The organism is Lysinibacillus sp. NPDC048646, assembly GCF_050272295.1.
In the GTDB taxonomy this organism is placed as follows: domain Bacteria; phylum Bacillota; class Bacilli; order Bacillales_A; family Planococcaceae; genus Lysinibacillus.
This window is the reverse complement of record NZ_JBNNLZ010000004.1, coordinates 74190-92139: the sequence shown is the minus strand read 5'-3', so window position 1 is coordinate 92139 and position 17950 is coordinate 74190. Positions and strand designations below refer to the sequence as shown.

General features: G+C 36.5%; 15 protein-coding genes. 5 read left to right on the top strand and 10 right to left on the bottom strand.

The window, feature by feature from the left end:
• Window positions 1-237: 237 nt before the first annotated feature.
• The 7 genes from ACQKII_RS06955 to ACQKII_RS06925 form a co-directional block, all read right to left on the bottom strand.
• Complete coding sequence (locus tag ACQKII_RS06955; protein ID WP_427457635.1) at window positions 238-738, bottom strand: hypothetical protein; 501 nt, start codon at window positions 736-738, stop codon at window positions 238-240.
• Window positions 722-1666 carry a DUF6731 family protein gene (locus ACQKII_RS06950; RefSeq protein ID WP_427457633.1) on the bottom strand — a complete coding sequence of 315 codons (945 nt, stop codon included), beginning with the start codon at window positions 1664-1666 and terminating at the stop codon, window positions 722-724. The genes ACQKII_RS06955 and ACQKII_RS06950 overlap by 17 nt, the downstream gene beginning before the upstream one ends.
• Before the next feature lie 149 nt (window positions 1667-1815).
• Window positions 1816-2313: an HK97 family phage prohead protease gene (locus ACQKII_RS06945; RefSeq protein WP_427457631.1), complete on the bottom strand. Its 498-nt coding sequence runs from the start codon at window positions 2311-2313 to the stop codon at window positions 1816-1818.
• Window positions 2310-3221: a hypothetical protein gene (locus tag ACQKII_RS06940; RefSeq protein ID WP_427457629.1), complete on the bottom strand. Its 912-nt coding sequence runs from the start codon at window positions 3219-3221 to the stop codon at window positions 2310-2312. Before ACQKII_RS06940 ends, ACQKII_RS06945 begins: the two co-directional genes overlap by 4 nt.
• A 639-nt stretch (window positions 3222-3860) precedes the next feature.
• Window positions 3861-4181 (bottom strand): hypothetical protein, encoded by a 321-nt coding sequence (locus ACQKII_RS06935; protein WP_427457627.1) that lies wholly within the window; start codon window positions 4179-4181, stop codon window positions 3861-3863.
• Window positions 4182-4457: 276 nt separating this feature from the next.
• Entirely contained in the window at window positions 4458-6995 is a 2538-nt protein-coding gene (locus ACQKII_RS06930; RefSeq protein ID WP_427457625.1) for a DUF927 domain-containing protein, read from the bottom strand.
• 71 nt (window positions 6996-7066) lie between these two features.
• Window positions 7067-7339, bottom strand: a complete 273-nt coding sequence (locus tag ACQKII_RS06925; RefSeq protein WP_427457623.1) for a hypothetical protein — start codon at window positions 7337-7339, stop codon at window positions 7067-7069.
• Window positions 7340-7469: 130 nt separating this feature from the next.
• On the opposite strand from ACQKII_RS06925, the gene ACQKII_RS06920 reads away from it, so the two are divergent.
• The 3 genes from ACQKII_RS06920 (at window position 7470) to ACQKII_RS06910 (ending at window position 10864) form a co-directional block, all read left to right on the top strand.
• Window positions 7470-8129, top strand: coding sequence for a helix-turn-helix domain-containing protein (locus tag ACQKII_RS06920; RefSeq protein ID WP_427457622.1), 660 nt, complete (start codon window positions 7470-7472; stop codon window positions 8127-8129).
• A gap of 59 nt (window positions 8130-8188) precedes the next feature.
• Entirely contained in the window at window positions 8189-9391 is a 1203-nt protein-coding gene (locus tag ACQKII_RS06915; protein WP_427457620.1) for a tyrosine-type recombinase/integrase, read from the top strand.
• A gap of 90 nt (window positions 9392-9481) precedes the next feature.
• Window positions 9482-10864, top strand: coding sequence for a dipeptidase (locus ACQKII_RS06910; RefSeq protein WP_427457618.1), 1383 nt, complete (start codon window positions 9482-9484; stop codon window positions 10862-10864).
• 971 nt (window positions 10865-11835) lie between these two features.
• Here the strand turns inward: ACQKII_RS06910 and ACQKII_RS06905 are convergent.
• Together ACQKII_RS06905 and ACQKII_RS06900 are read right to left on the bottom strand one after the other, a co-directional pair.
• Complete coding sequence (locus ACQKII_RS06905; protein WP_427457616.1) at window positions 11836-12408, bottom strand: nitroreductase family protein; 573 nt, start codon at window positions 12406-12408, stop codon at window positions 11836-11838.
• 98 nt (window positions 12409-12506) lie between these two features.
• Window positions 12507-13001 carry an amidase domain-containing protein gene (locus ACQKII_RS06900; protein WP_427457614.1) on the bottom strand — a complete coding sequence of 165 codons (495 nt, stop codon included), beginning with the start codon at window positions 12999-13001 and terminating at the stop codon, window positions 12507-12509.
• Between the two features lie 247 nt (window positions 13002-13248).
• On the opposite strand from ACQKII_RS06900, the gene ACQKII_RS06895 reads away from it, so the two are divergent.
• A complete protein-coding gene (locus ACQKII_RS06895) occupies window positions 13249-14271 on the top strand; it encodes a DUF2804 domain-containing protein (protein ID WP_427457612.1) in 1023 nt (340 codons plus the stop codon).
• Window positions 14272-14318: 47 nt separating this feature from the next.
• On the opposite strand, the gene ACQKII_RS06890 is transcribed toward ACQKII_RS06895, so the two are convergent.
• Window positions 14319-15041: a glycerophosphodiester phosphodiesterase gene (locus ACQKII_RS06890; protein WP_427457610.1), complete on the bottom strand. Its 723-nt coding sequence runs from the start codon at window positions 15039-15041 to the stop codon at window positions 14319-14321.
• Window positions 15042-15303: 262 nt separating this feature from the next.
• Between ACQKII_RS06890 and helD the strand changes: the two genes are divergently transcribed.
• Window positions 15304-17532 (top strand): RNA polymerase recycling motor HelD, encoded by a 2229-nt coding sequence (gene helD, locus ACQKII_RS06885; RefSeq protein ID WP_427457608.1) that lies wholly within the window; start codon window positions 15304-15306, stop codon window positions 17530-17532.
• The last annotated feature ends 418 nt before the right edge of the window (window positions 17533-17950 follow it).

Here is a 17950-nt window from a genome sequence, read left to right as displayed (position 1 = left end):
AAATTGGTGTCTTGGTTATTACCATTTATTTTAGTAAACCGCCTCGATGACGATTGCTAAACAAACCAGATATTTCTTAACTATACCCCATTTAATGCTATTTTCTGTTGCTGTTTGAATCGCTCGTCAACCTGGATTCAATGTTATCACTTTAACTGGCTCCTTTTTGTCTTCCACAATTGATGACATAATAAAAAGCCACACCTGGTTAGATGTGACTTTATTTAACTAAATGCTCTAGTTTTCACGTCTATTTGGATCAAAAACATTTGAAGCAGCACTTGGCTCTTCTTTATTATTGAAGTAAATTAGGAATGAAACAAAGATGAACAGAAAATTCATACTGATAAACATAAGAGTAAAACCAGACCAAATCATACTTATCGTTTTAAAATATTGAAGCTTTGTGTCCGGGTCAACTAACAGAACACGATAAATTATAGAAGTAAAAACTGTTAGGAAACCAGATAGTAATGCAGAACATACTACTATTATAAACTCTCTTTTATCTTTCTTATCACTCATTATGTCTTTTATGACTTTGGTATTAAAGATTGAAGCAATCACGCTCACACATGCTCCATAAAACCCTACACTGATACTAGAAAATAGTAAAATACCTTCTAAGGCTTTATCAAATCCCATTATTTCGTATAAAGCGGTATATTTAAATACAAGTATAGCCACAATGAATGATATTATAAACGAACAAATTAATATCTTATATGAAGCTCTCAACCTCTTCACTCACCCTTAGCACCTTTGATTTAAATCCTCCTTCCTCAGTGTCATATTTAATTTTCATTTTTTCAAAGACACTAATAGGATTTAAATGGCGTTTATTATCAATCTCAAAATCGCAAAAAGTTTGCATTTTATGATCTATTAAATCAATTGGTTCTATTACGCTCTCATCATCTTCTCTTGCTCTTATTTTCAGTTTTTTCACATCGGAATCATCTACATATTCTTCTAGAAATTCCTTTACAAAATCACTTTCAATTTCAGCTTTTTTACTTAAACTTGAACTAAATATAATCTCCACACTATCTACACCCACACCTTCTTTCTTAGTAAATTTCTCAATTATACCTTTTGCTTTGTTCCCTGTAACTTTAAAATTTAATTTCCTATAAGCTTTTTGTTTCAATGCTCTGGTCTTTGCAGAATTATCAGAAACGATTGCTAAATCAAAGCTCGCGTTAACTTTTTCTAATAGATCCTGGACCATTGTATTTAAAAACAACGCTATACCAGTTGGGCCTAAAGAATTTCTGTTTCTTTGTATCATAAATATATGATTCACCGAATCGTATAATACACTAACATCAATACCTATATATTCATCAGGATCTAAATCCAGGGCTTTTGAATCACCGTGTAGAGTAGTTCGACTTGGTACTTGATAATCCAATCTTTCAAAAACCAGATGATAGTATTGTGTTTCAACGTCAATATCGATATCTGCTAATCTTGCAGGTTCATTATTATAAACATATACCAATTTATAATCATCATCTTTTCCAGATTCTTTATTTTCTCTTCCCTTTACATATTTGATTCGAATTTCTTCAAATACTTCTTTAAAACTAAAATAATAATCTTTATTCTTCTGTTTTATAATTGGCCTAAAAAAATTAAATCCTATAGGTTTTTTTTTCGACATCATTTTTCCTCCTATTACCTGTATATACTATATTTTACTACAAACATCACTTAATATCTTTTCCTTTTAAAACGGGGTTGAAAAAGTAACAAAAGACTACGCACTACGAGTGACCACATATTAAAAAAAACACCTACCGAAGTAAGTGTTTATCTACTCAATGCCTTATCAATTTTGGAAATTAACTCTAATCGCCTATTGTTACACCCAACTTGCACAGATGAAGTTTTATATGCTGGATTCTCCACTAAACTAATTTCAATTAATTCAGCACGTTTTATATACCTTATTATCTGTCGACCTCTTTTTACTTCATCATATTCCACACTGTGAAAGCCCACTGAAACGTGACATACTTCCTTATCTTTCACCAAATTATAAAACATACGATTTTCATGGTTATTTTTTAATTCAATACGAAATGACAACCCTCTTTCATCTTCAAATAATGTAAGTTGTCCAGCTTCTGCACTAGCAAAATCTAGCGAACTCATGTGGAAATATCGAGCTGTTTGATTCCGTTTTTTTATAGAGTCTACAAATGCTCCTGGTAGAAACTGCTCGTAAAATCTTCCTTGATTATCATGGATACACGCTCGTTCATTCCAACAAAGCGCGTATCCACTAATAACTAAAGGTTTCGTCATGGCCGTTTCATAACCTCATTTGTGATTTGACCGTGAAAATCAATAATTCGTTCAATATGTCCTTCCCTAATACGTGGATCAAATTCCAGTGTTACAGGAATGGTAAACCTTTTACTTGGTTGGTTCGGATAAGATAGATTTTGTGAAGCAGCTGCTACCTTCTGGTACTCCTTATCAATGATGTTTTTAATTTCATTACTAAAATGACTTGCTGCTCTCTTTATCTCGCCGTATTGTCTCAATAGGTCGAAATACTGCTTTTGGGCAGTTAATACTTTCTCAGCCGTTTCATCGAGCTTGCTTTTTGAAGTGTTTAATACTAACTCCATTTCAGTTGAGATTTTAGATACATCAAATAGTTCAATAGATTCAACAGCTTGCAAATTCTTAATTTCAGTTTCCTCATTGGAAATTTCACGTTGTAATTCTTCAATTTTCCTCGCACATTCTTCTGTAGAAAGTTTGTTAAAGAATCGTTTAGGATTAAGTAAACTATAGCTATTATTTAATTGAATCCCTTCCAATTGTTTTATATCTTCCTGAAGCTTTTTAATTGTTTGCTTCTTTTTTTCTATTAAAGCTGGTTTATCATCCACTAACATTAATAGCTCAGCAAATGAAGGAACCATTTTTAAAAGTTCTTTACTTTTAGATTGCAATAACAATTCTGCTTTACTTAATTGTGGTCTTTTTGGACCGTCAGCCGCAAATATTCCATTTTTAAGTAATGATAGTGCCGTTGTAAAAGCATGTGATTTCTCCATATATTCCTTTTGTCCTTTTTGGCGCATGCTTTCACTCTTGTGTTGCAATAATTCCCAAGAAGCATAATATTCTTCTTCAATCTTTAAAAATGCTTCTCGATCTCTCTTAGGTAATTTATCGACTAATGCTTTATAATCAATCATCCTTATTTCATCTCCTTGAAATAGGAGCGTGTACACAATCATACACGCTCATTGTTGGGTTATTTCTTCAATACTTTATTAATCTTAATAATTAGTGCATGTCACTTTTCATAAAGCTCTTTTTCGCGTTTAAACGTTTCAATAGCAGCTGCACGTGATTCTGTAAACATTGAAGCCTGTTCAATTCGTTTCATAACTTTCACCCCCTTTCAGCATAAGGTCATACTTTGTCACAATGGAGTACTGTGACAAGGTGTGACAAAATGGCACAGACCCTGTAAGTAGCATGAAACCGGGGTTATATATTGCTTACTGCCTTTTGTCACACTAAAAATTTTTTCAAAAAATCATTTTGAGGCGCGCGTTTGTATGCTCATACGGTCTACAGTAAAATGGCAAAAAAATTAATTTGGTAGGGGGGCTATCGCCCAAGTGTGACAAAAAATAAAAAGCCCCCCACACCCCATTGCTGGAATGTAATGAGCTTCGTGAGCTTCTAATGTTATATAGCTTTGTAACGATTGATTGCCTTGCATCGTGTGCATTGCACTTCTAACTCACAATCATTTGTACTTAATTCATACTCTTTATTTGTTTTAAGTAATAACTTACTACACTTAGCACATCGTATCTCTTTCATTATTTGGCCTCTTTCTTATCAATGTTGTACCTTTTGGCAAGACATATATTCTCTTCATCGGACCAATCAATCTTGATATCGTATCGATCTACCACACATCTTGTATGCCCTGTCCTTGGTCCTAAACCTTCACCATGAAAATGTGTCAGCCCACAAGCAAAACATTCAGGAACTACTAATAAATAGTGCTTACCATTTGGCACGATAATTGCTTTATTTACATTTGGCTTATTAGCTTCTATATGTGCAACATACGTTGCTTTTTGTTCTTCTTGTTGTTTCTTAGATAATGAACGGATAATTTTGTATTGTCTGGTCATGGCTCTTGTAACCCTCCCTATTTTGTAACCTAACTTGTAACCTCCTAAATCCAGTCATATCAAGGGTTCGACAACAAAAGTTACAAAGTTACATGGTTACAAGAAAAAATACACACTATATATAATTCTTTATGTTAGTTTTCTTTGAAATAAATACATGCGAATGTATTTTATTAATGTAACCTTGTAACTTATGTAACTTATCACTACAAACTATTGATATATTAGGATTTTTGAGGTTACATCAATTGGTTTTAAAGTGTAACCTCATGTAACCTAATATCTTTCTAATTGTTCCGAGAAGTCAAAGCCTAACTCTTGGATAACTCCTTTACTAACACACACTAAGCGGAAGGTCTTGCCACTAATTTTTTTCGAATGATAATCTACTATTTTTCCTCGCTCCTCTCTCCCAACAATGAATTTACGATTTAACCATGCAGCTCTAATAGTTTTTTCTTCTACACCTAATAATTCCTTCAAATAATTCGGTGTTATCCATAACACACCATCTTTATAGACTGCTTTCATCGGACGGCTTAATTCATATTTACGGAAAATTGCTCCACGATCTGAATCTAAATCTTGTAGCATCATTTCAAGTAACTGCTTCGGCTTGTCCAATGCCTTGTTCTCGGATACTAATTCATCAAATAATTTGTAGAACTGCATTAAATCTATATCTAATTTGAAGAACATATTCAGAAGTTTCCCTGTATAAATTAGTACTGCGAAATTTCTAGCTACACGGACAATAACAGGATTGTTCTCAGCTTTTTTCTGGCAGACTTCCACATACTCATTAAATTGTGGAAGTAAATTTTTTTTATGCTGTTGCCATTTCTCTACAAATTGCTTGCCTATTTCTCCATAATAGGAATCGATTCCGTTATGTAAGCTAGTAAAGAAGCTAGGCTTCACATTTTCAAATGGAATCCCCTCAATAGAGATAATACGTGCAGCCACCCCACCTTTTTGCTCCGCATATGCTGTAAGGCTTGCCTCACCAGTTGAAATTAAAATGTTATTCCAAGTAAACTCTTGCTGACTCCCTGTAGTGGATCCTCGCCCCTTTGAACGTCCACCACTAAAGTTATAAATGAAATCACCTAATGTTTTTTCATTTGCTTTTCGTGAATCATCCAGTATCAAAGGAAAACTATTCAAAAAAGTGGTTTTACGCTCTGCTGCTACCTTTGTAATGTTCCATTCACTCATTAATGTGTCTGTTCCCCAAACACTTGCACAGGCTCGTAGAATAGTAGTTTTACCGTTCGATGTTTCACCAGCAAAATCAATAATAAATGGCTGAAATTTTAAATCTTTCAATAGTACAGATGCAAAGCTTGCAAGTATCATCAATAACGCTCTGGGGTGATTTTTAATAGGATTTAAAACATGTTCAATCCAATCTTCAACCGTTCCAGACATTTGAAAGGCATCTAATAGCTGCTTTTCTCCTAAATCATTTGGTTTAATCATTATTTCATTTGACAGCATCGGATGAACGAAATAACCTTTTATATGGCCTATTCGACTAACCAAATGTTCCCGTGTTAATTTAGACTTGTTATGCATTAAGTAACTGTAAAAGTAATCAATCATATTTTTCGCATTGTTTTCTGTGACAGCTAATGATCTATTGGATAACATAACTAACTCTTTTCTGGAACCGATTTGAGAAGCGAGAACAATAGCTTTTCTAAGTCGATGTTCGTCTTTCCAATTCAGTTCATAATACAGATCATCCGTTTCAACATTTTCAAATGATCTCACGATCAAAGGAGATTGACTACAAATTAAATGTTCCTTTTGCTCTACGGATCCATCACGTAATACCTTTTCAGAAATCTGATATAACGAACCATGTTTTATTTGGTATCCGTAAGGAATCAAATCAACCTTTTGATCTGGAACGAATGTATTTGTGCATTCCTGAATAGCTTTAGTTAATTGTTCATCACCATAAGTAGTTTTATTTTGTTTACGGTCCCACTTATCACGCATTAAAGATGATTTTCTAAAGATACAGTCCATCATGTGATAATCACAATTAGTCCAAAATGCCAAATCATTCACAAATGCCATATCTGCTTCTGATTGCGAGCTATAGAGTTGTTCCCAACCGCCATTCATGAATAATTTAAATCGGGAACCTGTTTTACTCTTTTCTGCAATTTTTATTATCTTTGATTCAGATAGTGCAGCTTTACCATGTCCATTAGATTGTTGTGGAAGTGCAGAAACTGTTTCTTCCCGTTTAAATACTTTTTCAATAAACGATTCAATTTCTTTTCCTTCACTTATTGCTAGATCATTCAACGTTTCACCAGTGAACGTTATAAATCGTTTATCACTGTAAATTTCGTATCCAAGCTCTGTATTCTTATTCTTAAATTTATCGCTATCAAGGTTAAAATTTTTAATCCACACATGTATTCCTTTTCCACTTGGTGATAGCTCTGCATACGATAAGTTTGTTATTTCCTGTGCTAACTCTGATAATGTATCCAAGCTTTCAATATTATCTATATCAATGCATACGTATGGGTCCGTTTCGGATAATACAAACCCTATACCTTCCCCTACGTCATTTTCATAAGCTTCGTATATCTTATCGAAAGTATTCCAAGTCCGAGAGTTAGTGCTACTCGCTTTTTGTATCCCATTAATACGATAAGGAACCTTTGTAAATACACCTTGCTTTTCATCCCATTCTGCCTTCCACAGTACCCAGTTTTTCAATTGTTTTAGTTCTTCTGGAATGTTTTCAGCAGCAACTAAAAGAATTTTTTCTTTCTCCAATATTGCCATTTACTCACCTACTTCCATTTGTGCCGTTGATAATTATCCCTGTACACACGCCTGCCAAAGCATATTTTTAATTACCATTCATTCGCGATTTCTAAAATCACTTCTTGAGCTTTTTCTGCTGGATACCAGCGCTTACGAGATTTCTTCATTTCAATTGCCCTCATTCGAGGATCTGCTAAAAACTCATCTTCTAAAAATCTTTCACTCATACATGTTAAGTCCGCCAAACGTTTTACATCCACAAACCAAAGAGTTTGTTTAACTTCTTCTTCGATTTTTTGATTTATATATTGGCGTATCGCATTTTTATCAATTTGAACCTCTATGTTCGCTGCAGGAAACATTCATCTCACCTCTAATCATTTCGCTATCTACAGAATATCATGTATTCCACAGAATGCAAGCTAAAGTTTCCTGCAGATTGCAAAAATATGAATTTAAGTATACAATTTAGAAAAAACGGGGGTGTTTTTATTGTCTGGAGAAAACACAAATTCATTTATGTTAGGTGAATTTATTAAAGAATTAAGAAAGGAAAAAGGATATACATTAAGAGAAGTCGCAAAAAAGACAGGGATTTCTAACACCTATATTTCTAATTTAGAAAATGGAGTTAAAGATTCACCTTCTATGGAAACACTTTTTAAGTTATCAAAAGCATTAGATGTTAATTACACTCAGCTACTAGAAAAAGCTGGTTATATAAGTGAAAAGGATAATATTTTGACTAAAGATGAAGAAAAGGCATTTGAAGCTGCAGCATTTCTTCAAAGCAGTGAAGAATTACATTTAATTTATCAACAACTTGAAAAGTCTAAATCAGTAGAAGAGAGAAAAGAATTACTAAACAGAAAAGAACGCTTAGAAAAGCGCATATCTAAAAAATGGAATCGTTATGATGAAGTCTATAAAAACGTTATTGAACATATAAAAGACGAAGTATCCTTACTAGAGGCTAATAACAAAGCGTTCGAAAAAGGCGTTTCAATACCTGTATTTGTTGATGAACAAAATACTATAAACATCAAAGTTTATAAAAAGGATTATGTATTAAGCGAGGAAGATACGAAAACATTAAATTTAATGATTAAAGGCTTTTTATACGATAAAAAATTTATCAAATATAATGAATAATAACTAAACTCACATATCCCTGTACACACGCCTGCCAAAGCTAGAAAGGGATGATTTGAGTGAAGTTATATAAATCAGCAAAAGAACCTGAAATATATCACTATTTCAATGCAGACAAAGAACAATTGTGGATGTTCCGCCACAAGTATTATGACAGTGTTGGAAAACGTCGAGAGAAGAAAAAAAGTGGTTTTAAAACAGACAAAGCAGCATTGAAAGCCCTTTTGGAAGTAAAGGCTGCAACGCTGCGTGGTGAAAAAAGGTATGTAGAAAATGACCAAATGACCGTTGGTGAATGGCTGTACACTTGGTATGAAACGAATAAAGGTAAGTGGAAAAAAGGGACACAGGTTCAACGAGAAATCATTGTACGTGTCCACTTAAAGCCCCTACTCGGCCATTACAAGTTACAAAAGTTAGACAAGCAAACATATCAAAGAGTGTTTATCAATAAACTTGTTGGTGAATACCAGGCTAGCACAATACGGGCATGGCACACCATTTTTAAAATTGCTGTTAATGCTGCAGTAGAAGAAGAACTACTCAATCGTAACCGCTTCACGAAAGTAACAATTCCGACTGAGAGCAAAAAGAAAAAGGAAGCTGCTAACTTCCTTACTCCTACTGAATTGGTCACTTTTTTAGATGATGCCAAACAGCATGAAAATATTACCCACTACACTTTTTTCCTTACGATCGCCTATACAGGTATCCGCCGCGGCGAAGCATTGGGATTGCAGTGGAAGAATATCGACTTTCAAAACAACACTATTACTATTGAGCGTACTAGGGATGTTATTGGCGTCCATACACCAAAAACAACGAATAGCTATAGAACTATTCTAGTGGATGAAGCGATTATGAGACAACTCGAAACTTATTTAAAGTGGTGTAAAAAAGCGTTATTTAAAAATGGCCGTAAGTTGCAAGATGACTTATCAAAAGATGATACGTTTGTGTTTATATTTGAACACGCAGCTGATCCAATTGCTCCGACAAGTCCTACTTATGCATTCAATAAAATTTTAGATCGGACTGGACTTCCAAAAACAACGATACATGGTTTACGGCATACACATTGCACCATCTTGTTAAATCGTGGGCTCAATGTGAAAGTTATTTCCGAAAGGTTAGGAAATACACCAAAGATGATTATGGATGTATACGGTCATGTTCTAAAGGAATTAGAGGTAGAATCTGTTTCGTTGTTCAGCCAAACGTTACAGGCTAGTGGGGCTAAAACTGGGGCTAATCAATTGTAAAAGTCCCCTAATGTATTGCTATAGCAGGATTCTCACTAAGCATTATGCTATACTATTTCTATAATCGAAATAGTAGAAAGAGGGATACTGATGACGCATTTACAACAATTAAACGCTTACTTTACTGAACATCGCGAGGCTCATTTGAATGAATTAAATGAATTTTTACGTATTCCAAGCATAAGCTCATTATCAGAACACAAAGGAGATATTCAAGATGCTGCTGAGTGGCTAGCAAACGCCTTCAAAAAGCTAAACTTAGAAAACATCTCAATTACCCAAACAGCAGGTCATCCTGTTGTTTATGCAGATTGGTTACATGCTGAAGGAAAACCAACTATCCTTTTTTATGGTCACTATGATGTGCAGCCTGTAGATCCATTACACTTATGGGAGAGCGAGCCGTTCAGTCCTACGATTCGTGACAATAAATTATTCGCACGTGGTGCAAGTGACGATAAAGGCCAAGTATTCATGCACTTAAAAATGATTGAAGCACTATTTGCTACAACTGGTACACTACCCGTAAATGTGAAATTCATTTATGAAGGGGAAGAAGAAATCGGCAGTCCTCACCTCCCTGCCTTTGTAGAAGAACATAAGGAAAAATTAGCTGCAGATTTAATTTTGATTTCAGATACGGGTCTTTATGGACCCGGAAAGCCTGCTGTGTGCTATGGCTTACGTGGATTAACAGGTGTTCAAATTGATGTACGCGGGGCAAAAGGTGATTTACACTCTGGTCTATACGGTGGTGGCGTGCAAAATGCGATCCATGCATTAGCAGAAATTTTAGCGTCCTTCCGTGATGAACATGGCACAATTCAGGTAGAAGGCTTCTACGACAAAGTCTTACCATTATCAGAAGAAGAACGTAAGGCTTACCGTGCACTAGGCTTCGATGAACAATCAGTGAAAAAAGAAGTCGGTGTGAAAGAGCTGTTCGGCGAAACTGGCTATTCTTACTTAGAGCAAACATGGGCTCGTCCGACACTAGAGGTTAACGGCGTGTTTGGTGGTTTCTCAGGCGAAGGCATTAAAACTGTATTACCTGCTGAGGCTGGCGCTAAAATCACATGCCGCCTTGTACCAAATCAAGAGCCAGAAGAAATTGTAGCACTCTTAAAAGCACATATCGAAAAACATAAACCAACTGGTGTTGAAGTAACGATTTCTGAATTCGATAAAGGGCGCCCTTTCTTAACGCCATTCGACCATCCATTTATTCAAGCGGCAGGACGCTCATACGAAAAGGTTTATAACGTACCAACTGCTTACACACGAGGTGGCGGTTCGATTCCTATCGTAGCTGCATTCGATGAAATTTTGGACTTGCCTGTCGTATTAATGGGCTTTGGCTTATCCAGTGAAAACTTCCATGCTCCAAATGAGCATTTCCATTTAGAGAACTTCGATAATGGTTTACGCGTTTTAGGTGACTATTTATATGAAGTAGCTGGATTACAAAAATAAGGTTTACTTCTCATTGTTTTTAAGCCTAGAATTTGTTTTTAACATGTTCTAAGACTTATTTAATCGACACAAAAAGCCCCTCCGCGAGAGGGGCTTTCCTTATAAAGGGTTCGGTGTGAATTGGAAAAAATGAAAAACTCAGAAAAACGATAAAATTAGTTGATTGGCGTGTAGGCGGTGACCATAGCCGTGTACTTAGCAAGGATAGTAAGGTTCAAATTTTATATTCTTACTATTTTTACGAATATTTAGTGTTGCAAATGAGTGTTTTATGGTTAGAATAAGATATGTTCAAAAAAAGAGCATAACAAATAAACCCAAAATAAAGTAGCTCTTAGCTACCCTTAATTTGGATTTTTTATAAGTTTATTCAAACAAATAAAGTGTGTCGTTCTGGCTTTGTGGATTTTAAGTTGAATTTTTCTGTGGTAGGAATAAGACTCTTAAAGAACAAACTCCAGCTTCGTGCACTTTTTTTGCTTTCTAAAACGAGTCGGTTTATCATTCTAGAAATCATACGGATTGTTAAATCCTCACTAATAAATTTATTTAATATTTTCCAAACAACTTTTCGAAGATGACCTGTGGTTATCATGCTTAACAGCATGACAATACATTGGCAATATATGTGGCATAACCAACGTTCATTTTTCATGTCTTTTATCTGCTGAATTTTCAAATGGGATTTCCACTATAAATTATGTTGATTGTACATAAAAAGCCTCCTCTAGTTGTCGTTTTAATAGGCGGTGACTCCTTGGGGGGCTAGCGAACAGCTTGAGACCACGCAGGAGCGTTAGCGACGAGGAGGCTCAAGGGGGTTCGCCCCTAGGAAAGCGTCCGTCGAAACGGAAATCAACGGCATCGAAGAAAAAGCCATGGCGGAAACGATTAATCGTTTCCGCCATGGCTAAAATTCATTTTATGGACTTTTTCAGTGCCCTCAGTGAGAGGGGCTTTCCTTCTACATACTATTCACCAAAAATCGTTACAATTTCAGCTGATGTTTTACGCTCTTTTGCCTTTGGAATATCATCAAAATAACCAACTTGCAGCATCGCAATAACGCGTTCACCTGGCTGTACCTTTAACGCTTCTCGGCATTTCGGATTATCTAAAAAACCAGGTGTTTTCCAACAAGAGCCGATACCTTTATCCCACGCGAGTAACTGCATGTTTTGAATAAAAGTACTTGCAGCAGCAAAATCTTCAAGACGTTCTTTTTGGCGTGCATCCTCCGGTACGATAACAAAAGCATAACCACCAGGAAGCGTGAACTTCGTCATTTGTTTTGCTAAATCTTCACTTGGAATATCCTGCCACTTAGGAATAGTTAAGTCTCGCAATAAATCATGAAGTGCAAATAACTCTTTACCGCATGCTACAACTAAACGCCAAGGTTCACGATTCCCATGATTCGGTGCCCAAACAGCATCATCAATAATTGCTAGTAATTCTTCACGGTCTACAGGCTGCCCATTAAATTTTTTAATTGAACGGCGCTCGATAATTGCATCTCTTACAGATAAAAAATGTTCACTCATTTACTTTATCTCCTTCTAGAACTTTACATCATATTGTAATACGTATTTTCTATCTCTCACATTATCACAAATCGTTGAGCTTTAAAATAGCTATCTCCCTAAGCAAAGCTATCATCAATATGAATGTAAAAATACGTCATACTTGGTGTATATGCAGTCGAATCCTCATAAAAATACGGTCGGTTAATACTATCCGAAGTATGCGCATTCACATAGGGAATTCCATTCTGGATACTCGTAACGATAACAGAGTGATCAATTCTTCCATTCCCCTGAAAATCATAAAAAATGATGTCCCCTAGCTCCAACTCCTCAGCATTTTGCACACGCCTACCTTTTAAGCCCGTTTTGGAGCCTTCTAAATACCACCTAAGGGAATGTGAGACAGACCAGCTAAAGCTCCAATTTCCCTGCTGAATCCACCAGCCCTTATCTCTGCTTGGTGCACCTCGCATTGGTGCTCCCCCAGCAAGTAAGCATTGTGATATATAATTCGTACAATCAACATCAAAGTTTGGAAATGCAGGATTACGTCTGTTCCACCACAAATTCGCATACTGAACGGCTGCCTGCCTATTATACATTTTTGCCACGTTTCCCCTCCCTTCGTACATGATATGTAAAGATTGGCAATTCTATTAGTTAGGTTTATTCATCAATTATGCCTTGACATAATTGTATCCAAATTTGCAATCATGTTCGGTTACCTTCTGAATGAAGGTAAAATTGATGAAAGAGTTCACCTTCGATGCTATCTTTTCCAATTTTAAGATTGTTTTTGCTACAATAGGAGTGAATGAAGTGTAGATATTTAATTTATGAACAGAAGGGATGTTGAATGTGAAGCAGCATGCTGAGAAAGAAATCTTACAGCCTACTCTTTTATGCGATAAAAAAGGAAACTTGAATCCAGCTTCCATAGGATTTGCACGAAAACCTCTCATAAATAGCAATTTAAGTGGTCATATAATGCGCAAAAAGAAATGGAATTATTGGTGTGTATATGGTGATGAGATTTTATTCTCCGCTACTATTAGCCATCTAGATTACGCAGCGGTCTGCTTCGTATATTTCCTTGAATATGAAACACAGCGCTATTTTGAAAAAACCATGACAATTCCACTTGGTGGCAAATTGAAGATGCCTACACAAGTGCTAGAATCGGTATCCTTTAGCAGTAGTGAAATGACCATTGATATGACCTATATACACGCTGAAACTCATTTATCCGTTTCTATTCCTAATTTTGATGGAGACGTTTTACGTGCAAACCTTGTCATTCAACATCCGCCAGCAGATGAGTCATTAAATGTGGTCATCCCTTGGAATCGCAAAACATTCCAATTTACAGGCAAACATCATACGCTACCTACCTCGGGAAATGTGACGATTGGCAATCGCCGCTTTATATTTACGCCTGAAGAAAATTTTGCCGTACTTGATTATGGACGTGGCGTTTGGCCGCGGGAGGCCACATGGAATTGGGGTATGGCGTCTCAACGGGTTCGTGGTCGACGTATTGGACTCAATTTAGGGGGTAAATGGACAGATGGTACGGGAATGACTGAAAATGCCGTGTTCGTTGATGGTAAAATGACAAAAATTCATGAGGATTTATTATTCGATTATGATCGAGAAGATTTTATGCAACGTTGGAAAGTAAAAACAAAGTTCACAAACCAGGTGTCCTTAACTTTTTCTCCATTTTTTGAGCGTGTTGCGGCAACAAATGCTAGACTCGTAAAATCGGAAGTACATCAAATGTTTGGTTATTATGATGGCTCCATTTTACTGGACAACGGTGAAACCCTCGTTCTTCGACAAATGCTTGGTTGTATCGAAGAACATCGTGCAAAATGGTAACAAACGTGGCGTCTCAAAGGGAATTTGAAACGCCATCTTTTTGTGCTTTAGTTTCCATGCAATGCAGCAAGTATTTTTTCAGGGTCATCTGTAAAAATTGCGTCTATACCGAGCTGCTGTAATTCTTTAGCCTTAGCGATATCATTGACCGTGTAAACACGTACAATAGCACCCTTTTCAAGTGCTGCACCAACAGATTTCCTGAAAGCTGTAGGCAAGCTAACATGTAGAGCATTGGTCGGTATTCCGGCTGTGTAGGTTGTAAAATCAATTAAGATTTCAGCAAATAATGCAGCCGTTTCAATATACGGCGCCATTTGTGACACCAATTGGATAGATTCATGGTTAAAGGAAGAAATAATAACTCGTTCCGTCATTTGAAATGTTGCTACTTCCTTTATCACAAGCGTCTCAATACCATCGTAAGGAAAAACATCCGTTTTTAACTCAATATTAATACGGTGATGTGTGCCTGCAAATAGCTCTAAAACTTCTCCAAGCCTTGGAATATTTTCTCCTACAAACTCATCAGCATACCAGGAGCCAAAATCAAATGCTCGTAGCTGCTGCAGCGTATAATCTTTTACATAGCCTGTACCATTAGAGGTGCGGTCAATTGTTTCATCATGGATGACGACCACTTCCCCATCTGCAGTTAAATGAACATCTAGCTCGATACCAATAATAGGTAACTTCGATGCTGCATAAAAAGCAGCACCTGTATTTTCAGGGTAGTGTGAAGATACACCTCTATGCGCAAATATGTCCAAATGAATGCCCCTCCCTTTTCTTGTTACTTAACAGTCTAACAGTAAGTAGATTATTACACTTACTCTTGAAAAGTAAAATTTTGTATAGTAATATGAGAACCTATTTTAGGATTTTGTTCTGTGATGGCCTGCTTATATGCAGGATTGTTAGCTGATACCGTATGGATGTGTACGAGCTAGGACTAACATCCAAAATTCACTCTTCCAAATCCATGACATCCACTGAAGAAATTATATTTGTAAGTACTTAGGAGGTGCAAAAATGACTGCACAACACCCAGATTTCCAAGCTGAACTGGAGCGGCTCGCCTACACCAAAAACTATATGCAACAAATTTTAAGCGAGTCTCAAAGAGATTTACAATCTGCTCAAGAAAATATACGTAAGTCGATGGCAGATCTCGATTATTTAGATTCGAGTTTGAGCTATTTGAACATCTTAACAAACGCACGCTTCTTTGAAATGGCCCGTCACCAAAAGGAAGGCTTAGAGGCTGTTCAAAAAAAGCCTTATTTCGCGCGTATCCATTTCCAAAAAACAGGAGATCCAGAAGAGTTCTTATATATTGGTAAAACATCCTTATTTCATCGTGAAACGCATGAACCAATTATTGTTGATTGGCGTTCCCCTGTAGCAAATGTCTATTACGACGGACGACTTGGCGACATGGAATATGATGTTCGCGGAGAAGTTCACAAAGGACATTTATTTGCCAAGCGCCAATATAAAATTAAAGATGGTCAATTGCTCGATATTCGTGATATCGACTTAACAACAAATGATGAATTACTGCAAGAGGCATTAGCAGGCAAAGCAGATGTTCGTTTAACAGAAATCGTCTCAACTATTCAGAAAGAGCAAAATGAAATTATTCGAGCTCACCTCCGTCAGCCGATTATCGTACAAGGTGCTGCAGGAAGTGGAAAAACAACGATAGCCCTCCACCGTATTTCGTACTTTTTGTACACAATGGGTGAGAATTTCAATCCGGAGCAGCTCATGATTTTAGCTCCAAATAAATTATTTATTGATTATATTGGTGACGTTTTACCGGAGCTTGGTGTCGATAAAATTTGTCAAACAACGTTTGCAGACTATGTTCTAGCCTCGACAAAGCTAAAATTAAAACTTCGTAATCCAAATGAACAGCTAGAGTCACTTGTTTCAGATGGTGCCAACCAGCCAACTACATGGATTTCTGAAATAAAAGGCTCACTTTATTACCGTGATGTAATGGAACGATATGTGCAAAAAATTGAGCAAGAAATTGCGGCACAATTTGAAGATGTATTTATTGAAAAATACCGTATTATGCGTGCCTCTCATTTAAAGAAGTTATTTTTATATGAGTTTTCCTATATGCCAATTGAGAAGAGACTCGCGCATATAAAAAAGGTGATGGCGAGCCATGTTCGTCAGAAGAAACAGGCTGTCTTAAATATGCTGCATGCTAAATATGATGAAGCACTTGGTAAAGCTTTAAACGGCATTCGTGACGATGACAAACGTCGTCGCGTTGTCACAAAGTATATCGATGAACGCGATGAACGTATTCCCGCAATTGAAAAAGAAACCAAATCAACAGCTTCTGCTTACATGCGCCGCTTTTCTAAATATAATGTCAAAGCGCTCTACCGTACCCTTCTAACAAATGCAGAACTATTAGCAGAACTTGCACCCGAATGGCATTATCTCGAACAACAACAGTTTTTACAAGTGCATGCAAAGGAACAATGGGTGTCAGAAGATTTAGCGGCCATTTATTATTTACAAGCACGCATGAAAGGCATTGCTGATGAATGGAAAATGCGTGTCGTGTTCATTGATGAAGTACAGGACTATAGTTTATTCCAACTTGCTGCTTTAAAAACTGGACTTGAAACAGACATGTTTACAATGGTGGGCGACCTAGCCCAGGGGATTCATAGCTATCGCTCACTAACTGCCTGGGAACCTGTACAAAATTTATTTCCACGTGCTAGCTTTCGAACACTTCAAAAAAGCTACCGAACAACGATTGAAATCATGGAAATCGCTAACGAAATTTTAGCGCAAATGGATGAACAACTTCCACTAGTTGAGCCTGTCGTGCGTCATGGAAATCCGCCAACCTTTGTACAGGCAGCATATTTTAATGCCCAGCAAATCGAACAGATTTTTGATAGCATTCGTGCCAATGGGCATCAGTCAATTGCTTTGATTTGCAAAACAACAGTCGATGCAATTGACATGCATCAGGCACTAACCGATTACGGCATTACTTCACAGCTACTGACAGAGGATGAGTCTATAAATCAGCAAATGTTACTCGTAGTACCAAGCCATTTAGCAAAGGGGCTTGAATTTGATGCAGTGATTGTTGCAGCCTTTAACACGCCCTTTTTTGATTCAAAAATTGACCGTAAACTTCTCTACGTTGCGTTAACACGTGCCATGCATGAGCTATATTTAATTGGTCCAACAAAAAAGACATTTCTGTTAGAAAATTAAAAAGAGTCGCTAACCAAGCCGACTCTTTTTGATGACAATGGATGAATAGCAAGGTTATTTATGTCTTGGTGGCAGACGATAAAATTTACCCTTTGATAAATATGCTTTGACAACCTTCCACCATGACCTAGGGGCTTCCTTTGGAGGAGACTTCTTTTTTGGCAATGCCGGCATGCGCATGATAACGACTCCTTTCATCAGGCTTATTAATACTATATGGGCATAGTACGTATTTATGATAAAAAAGAGATTGATCACTGTATTGATTGCATTATGACCAATTGAGGGTTCCATTTGATTTGATAGTTCTATTCAGCATACTGTTTACATTGTGTCACTTCAATCACACTTACTAGATGATTAATTGACGTTTTTCATAAATAAAAAGAGTGAGTAGCGAGGCGTTTAGCTCACTCCT

Bases quoted from the DNA above. Each gene is read 5' to 3' on its own strand.
- ACQKII_RS06930 (WP_427457625.1), bottom strand. From the start codon at position 6,995: ATGGCAATATTGGAGAAAGAAAAAATTCTTTTAGTTGCTGCTGAAAAC.
- ACQKII_RS06905 (WP_427457616.1), bottom strand. From the start codon at position 12,408: ATGAGTGAACATTTTTTATCTGTAAGAGATGCAATTATCGAGCGCCGT.
- ACQKII_RS06940 (WP_427457629.1), bottom strand. From the start codon at position 3,221: ATGATTGATTATAAAGCATTAGTCGATAAATTACCTAAGAGAGATCGA.
- helD (WP_427457608.1), top strand. From the start codon at position 15,304: ATGACTGCACAACACCCAGATTTCCAAGCTGAACTGGAGCGGCTCGCC.
- ACQKII_RS06945 (WP_427457631.1), bottom strand. From the start codon at position 2,313: ATGACGAAACCTTTAGTTATTAGTGGATACGCGCTTTGTTGGAATGAA.
- ACQKII_RS06925 (WP_427457623.1), bottom strand. From the start codon at position 7,339: ATGTTTCCTGCAGCGAACATAGAGGTTCAAATTGATAAAAATGCGATA.
- ACQKII_RS06910 (WP_427457618.1), top strand. From the start codon at position 9,482: ATGACGCATTTACAACAATTAAACGCTTACTTTACTGAACATCGCGAG.
- ACQKII_RS06950 (WP_427457633.1), bottom strand. From the start codon at position 1,666: ATGTCGAAAAAAAAACCTATAGGATTTAATTTTTTTAGGCCAATTATA.
- ACQKII_RS06935 (WP_427457627.1), bottom strand. From the start codon at position 4,181: ATGACCAGACAATACAAAATTATCCGTTCATTATCTAAGAAACAACAA.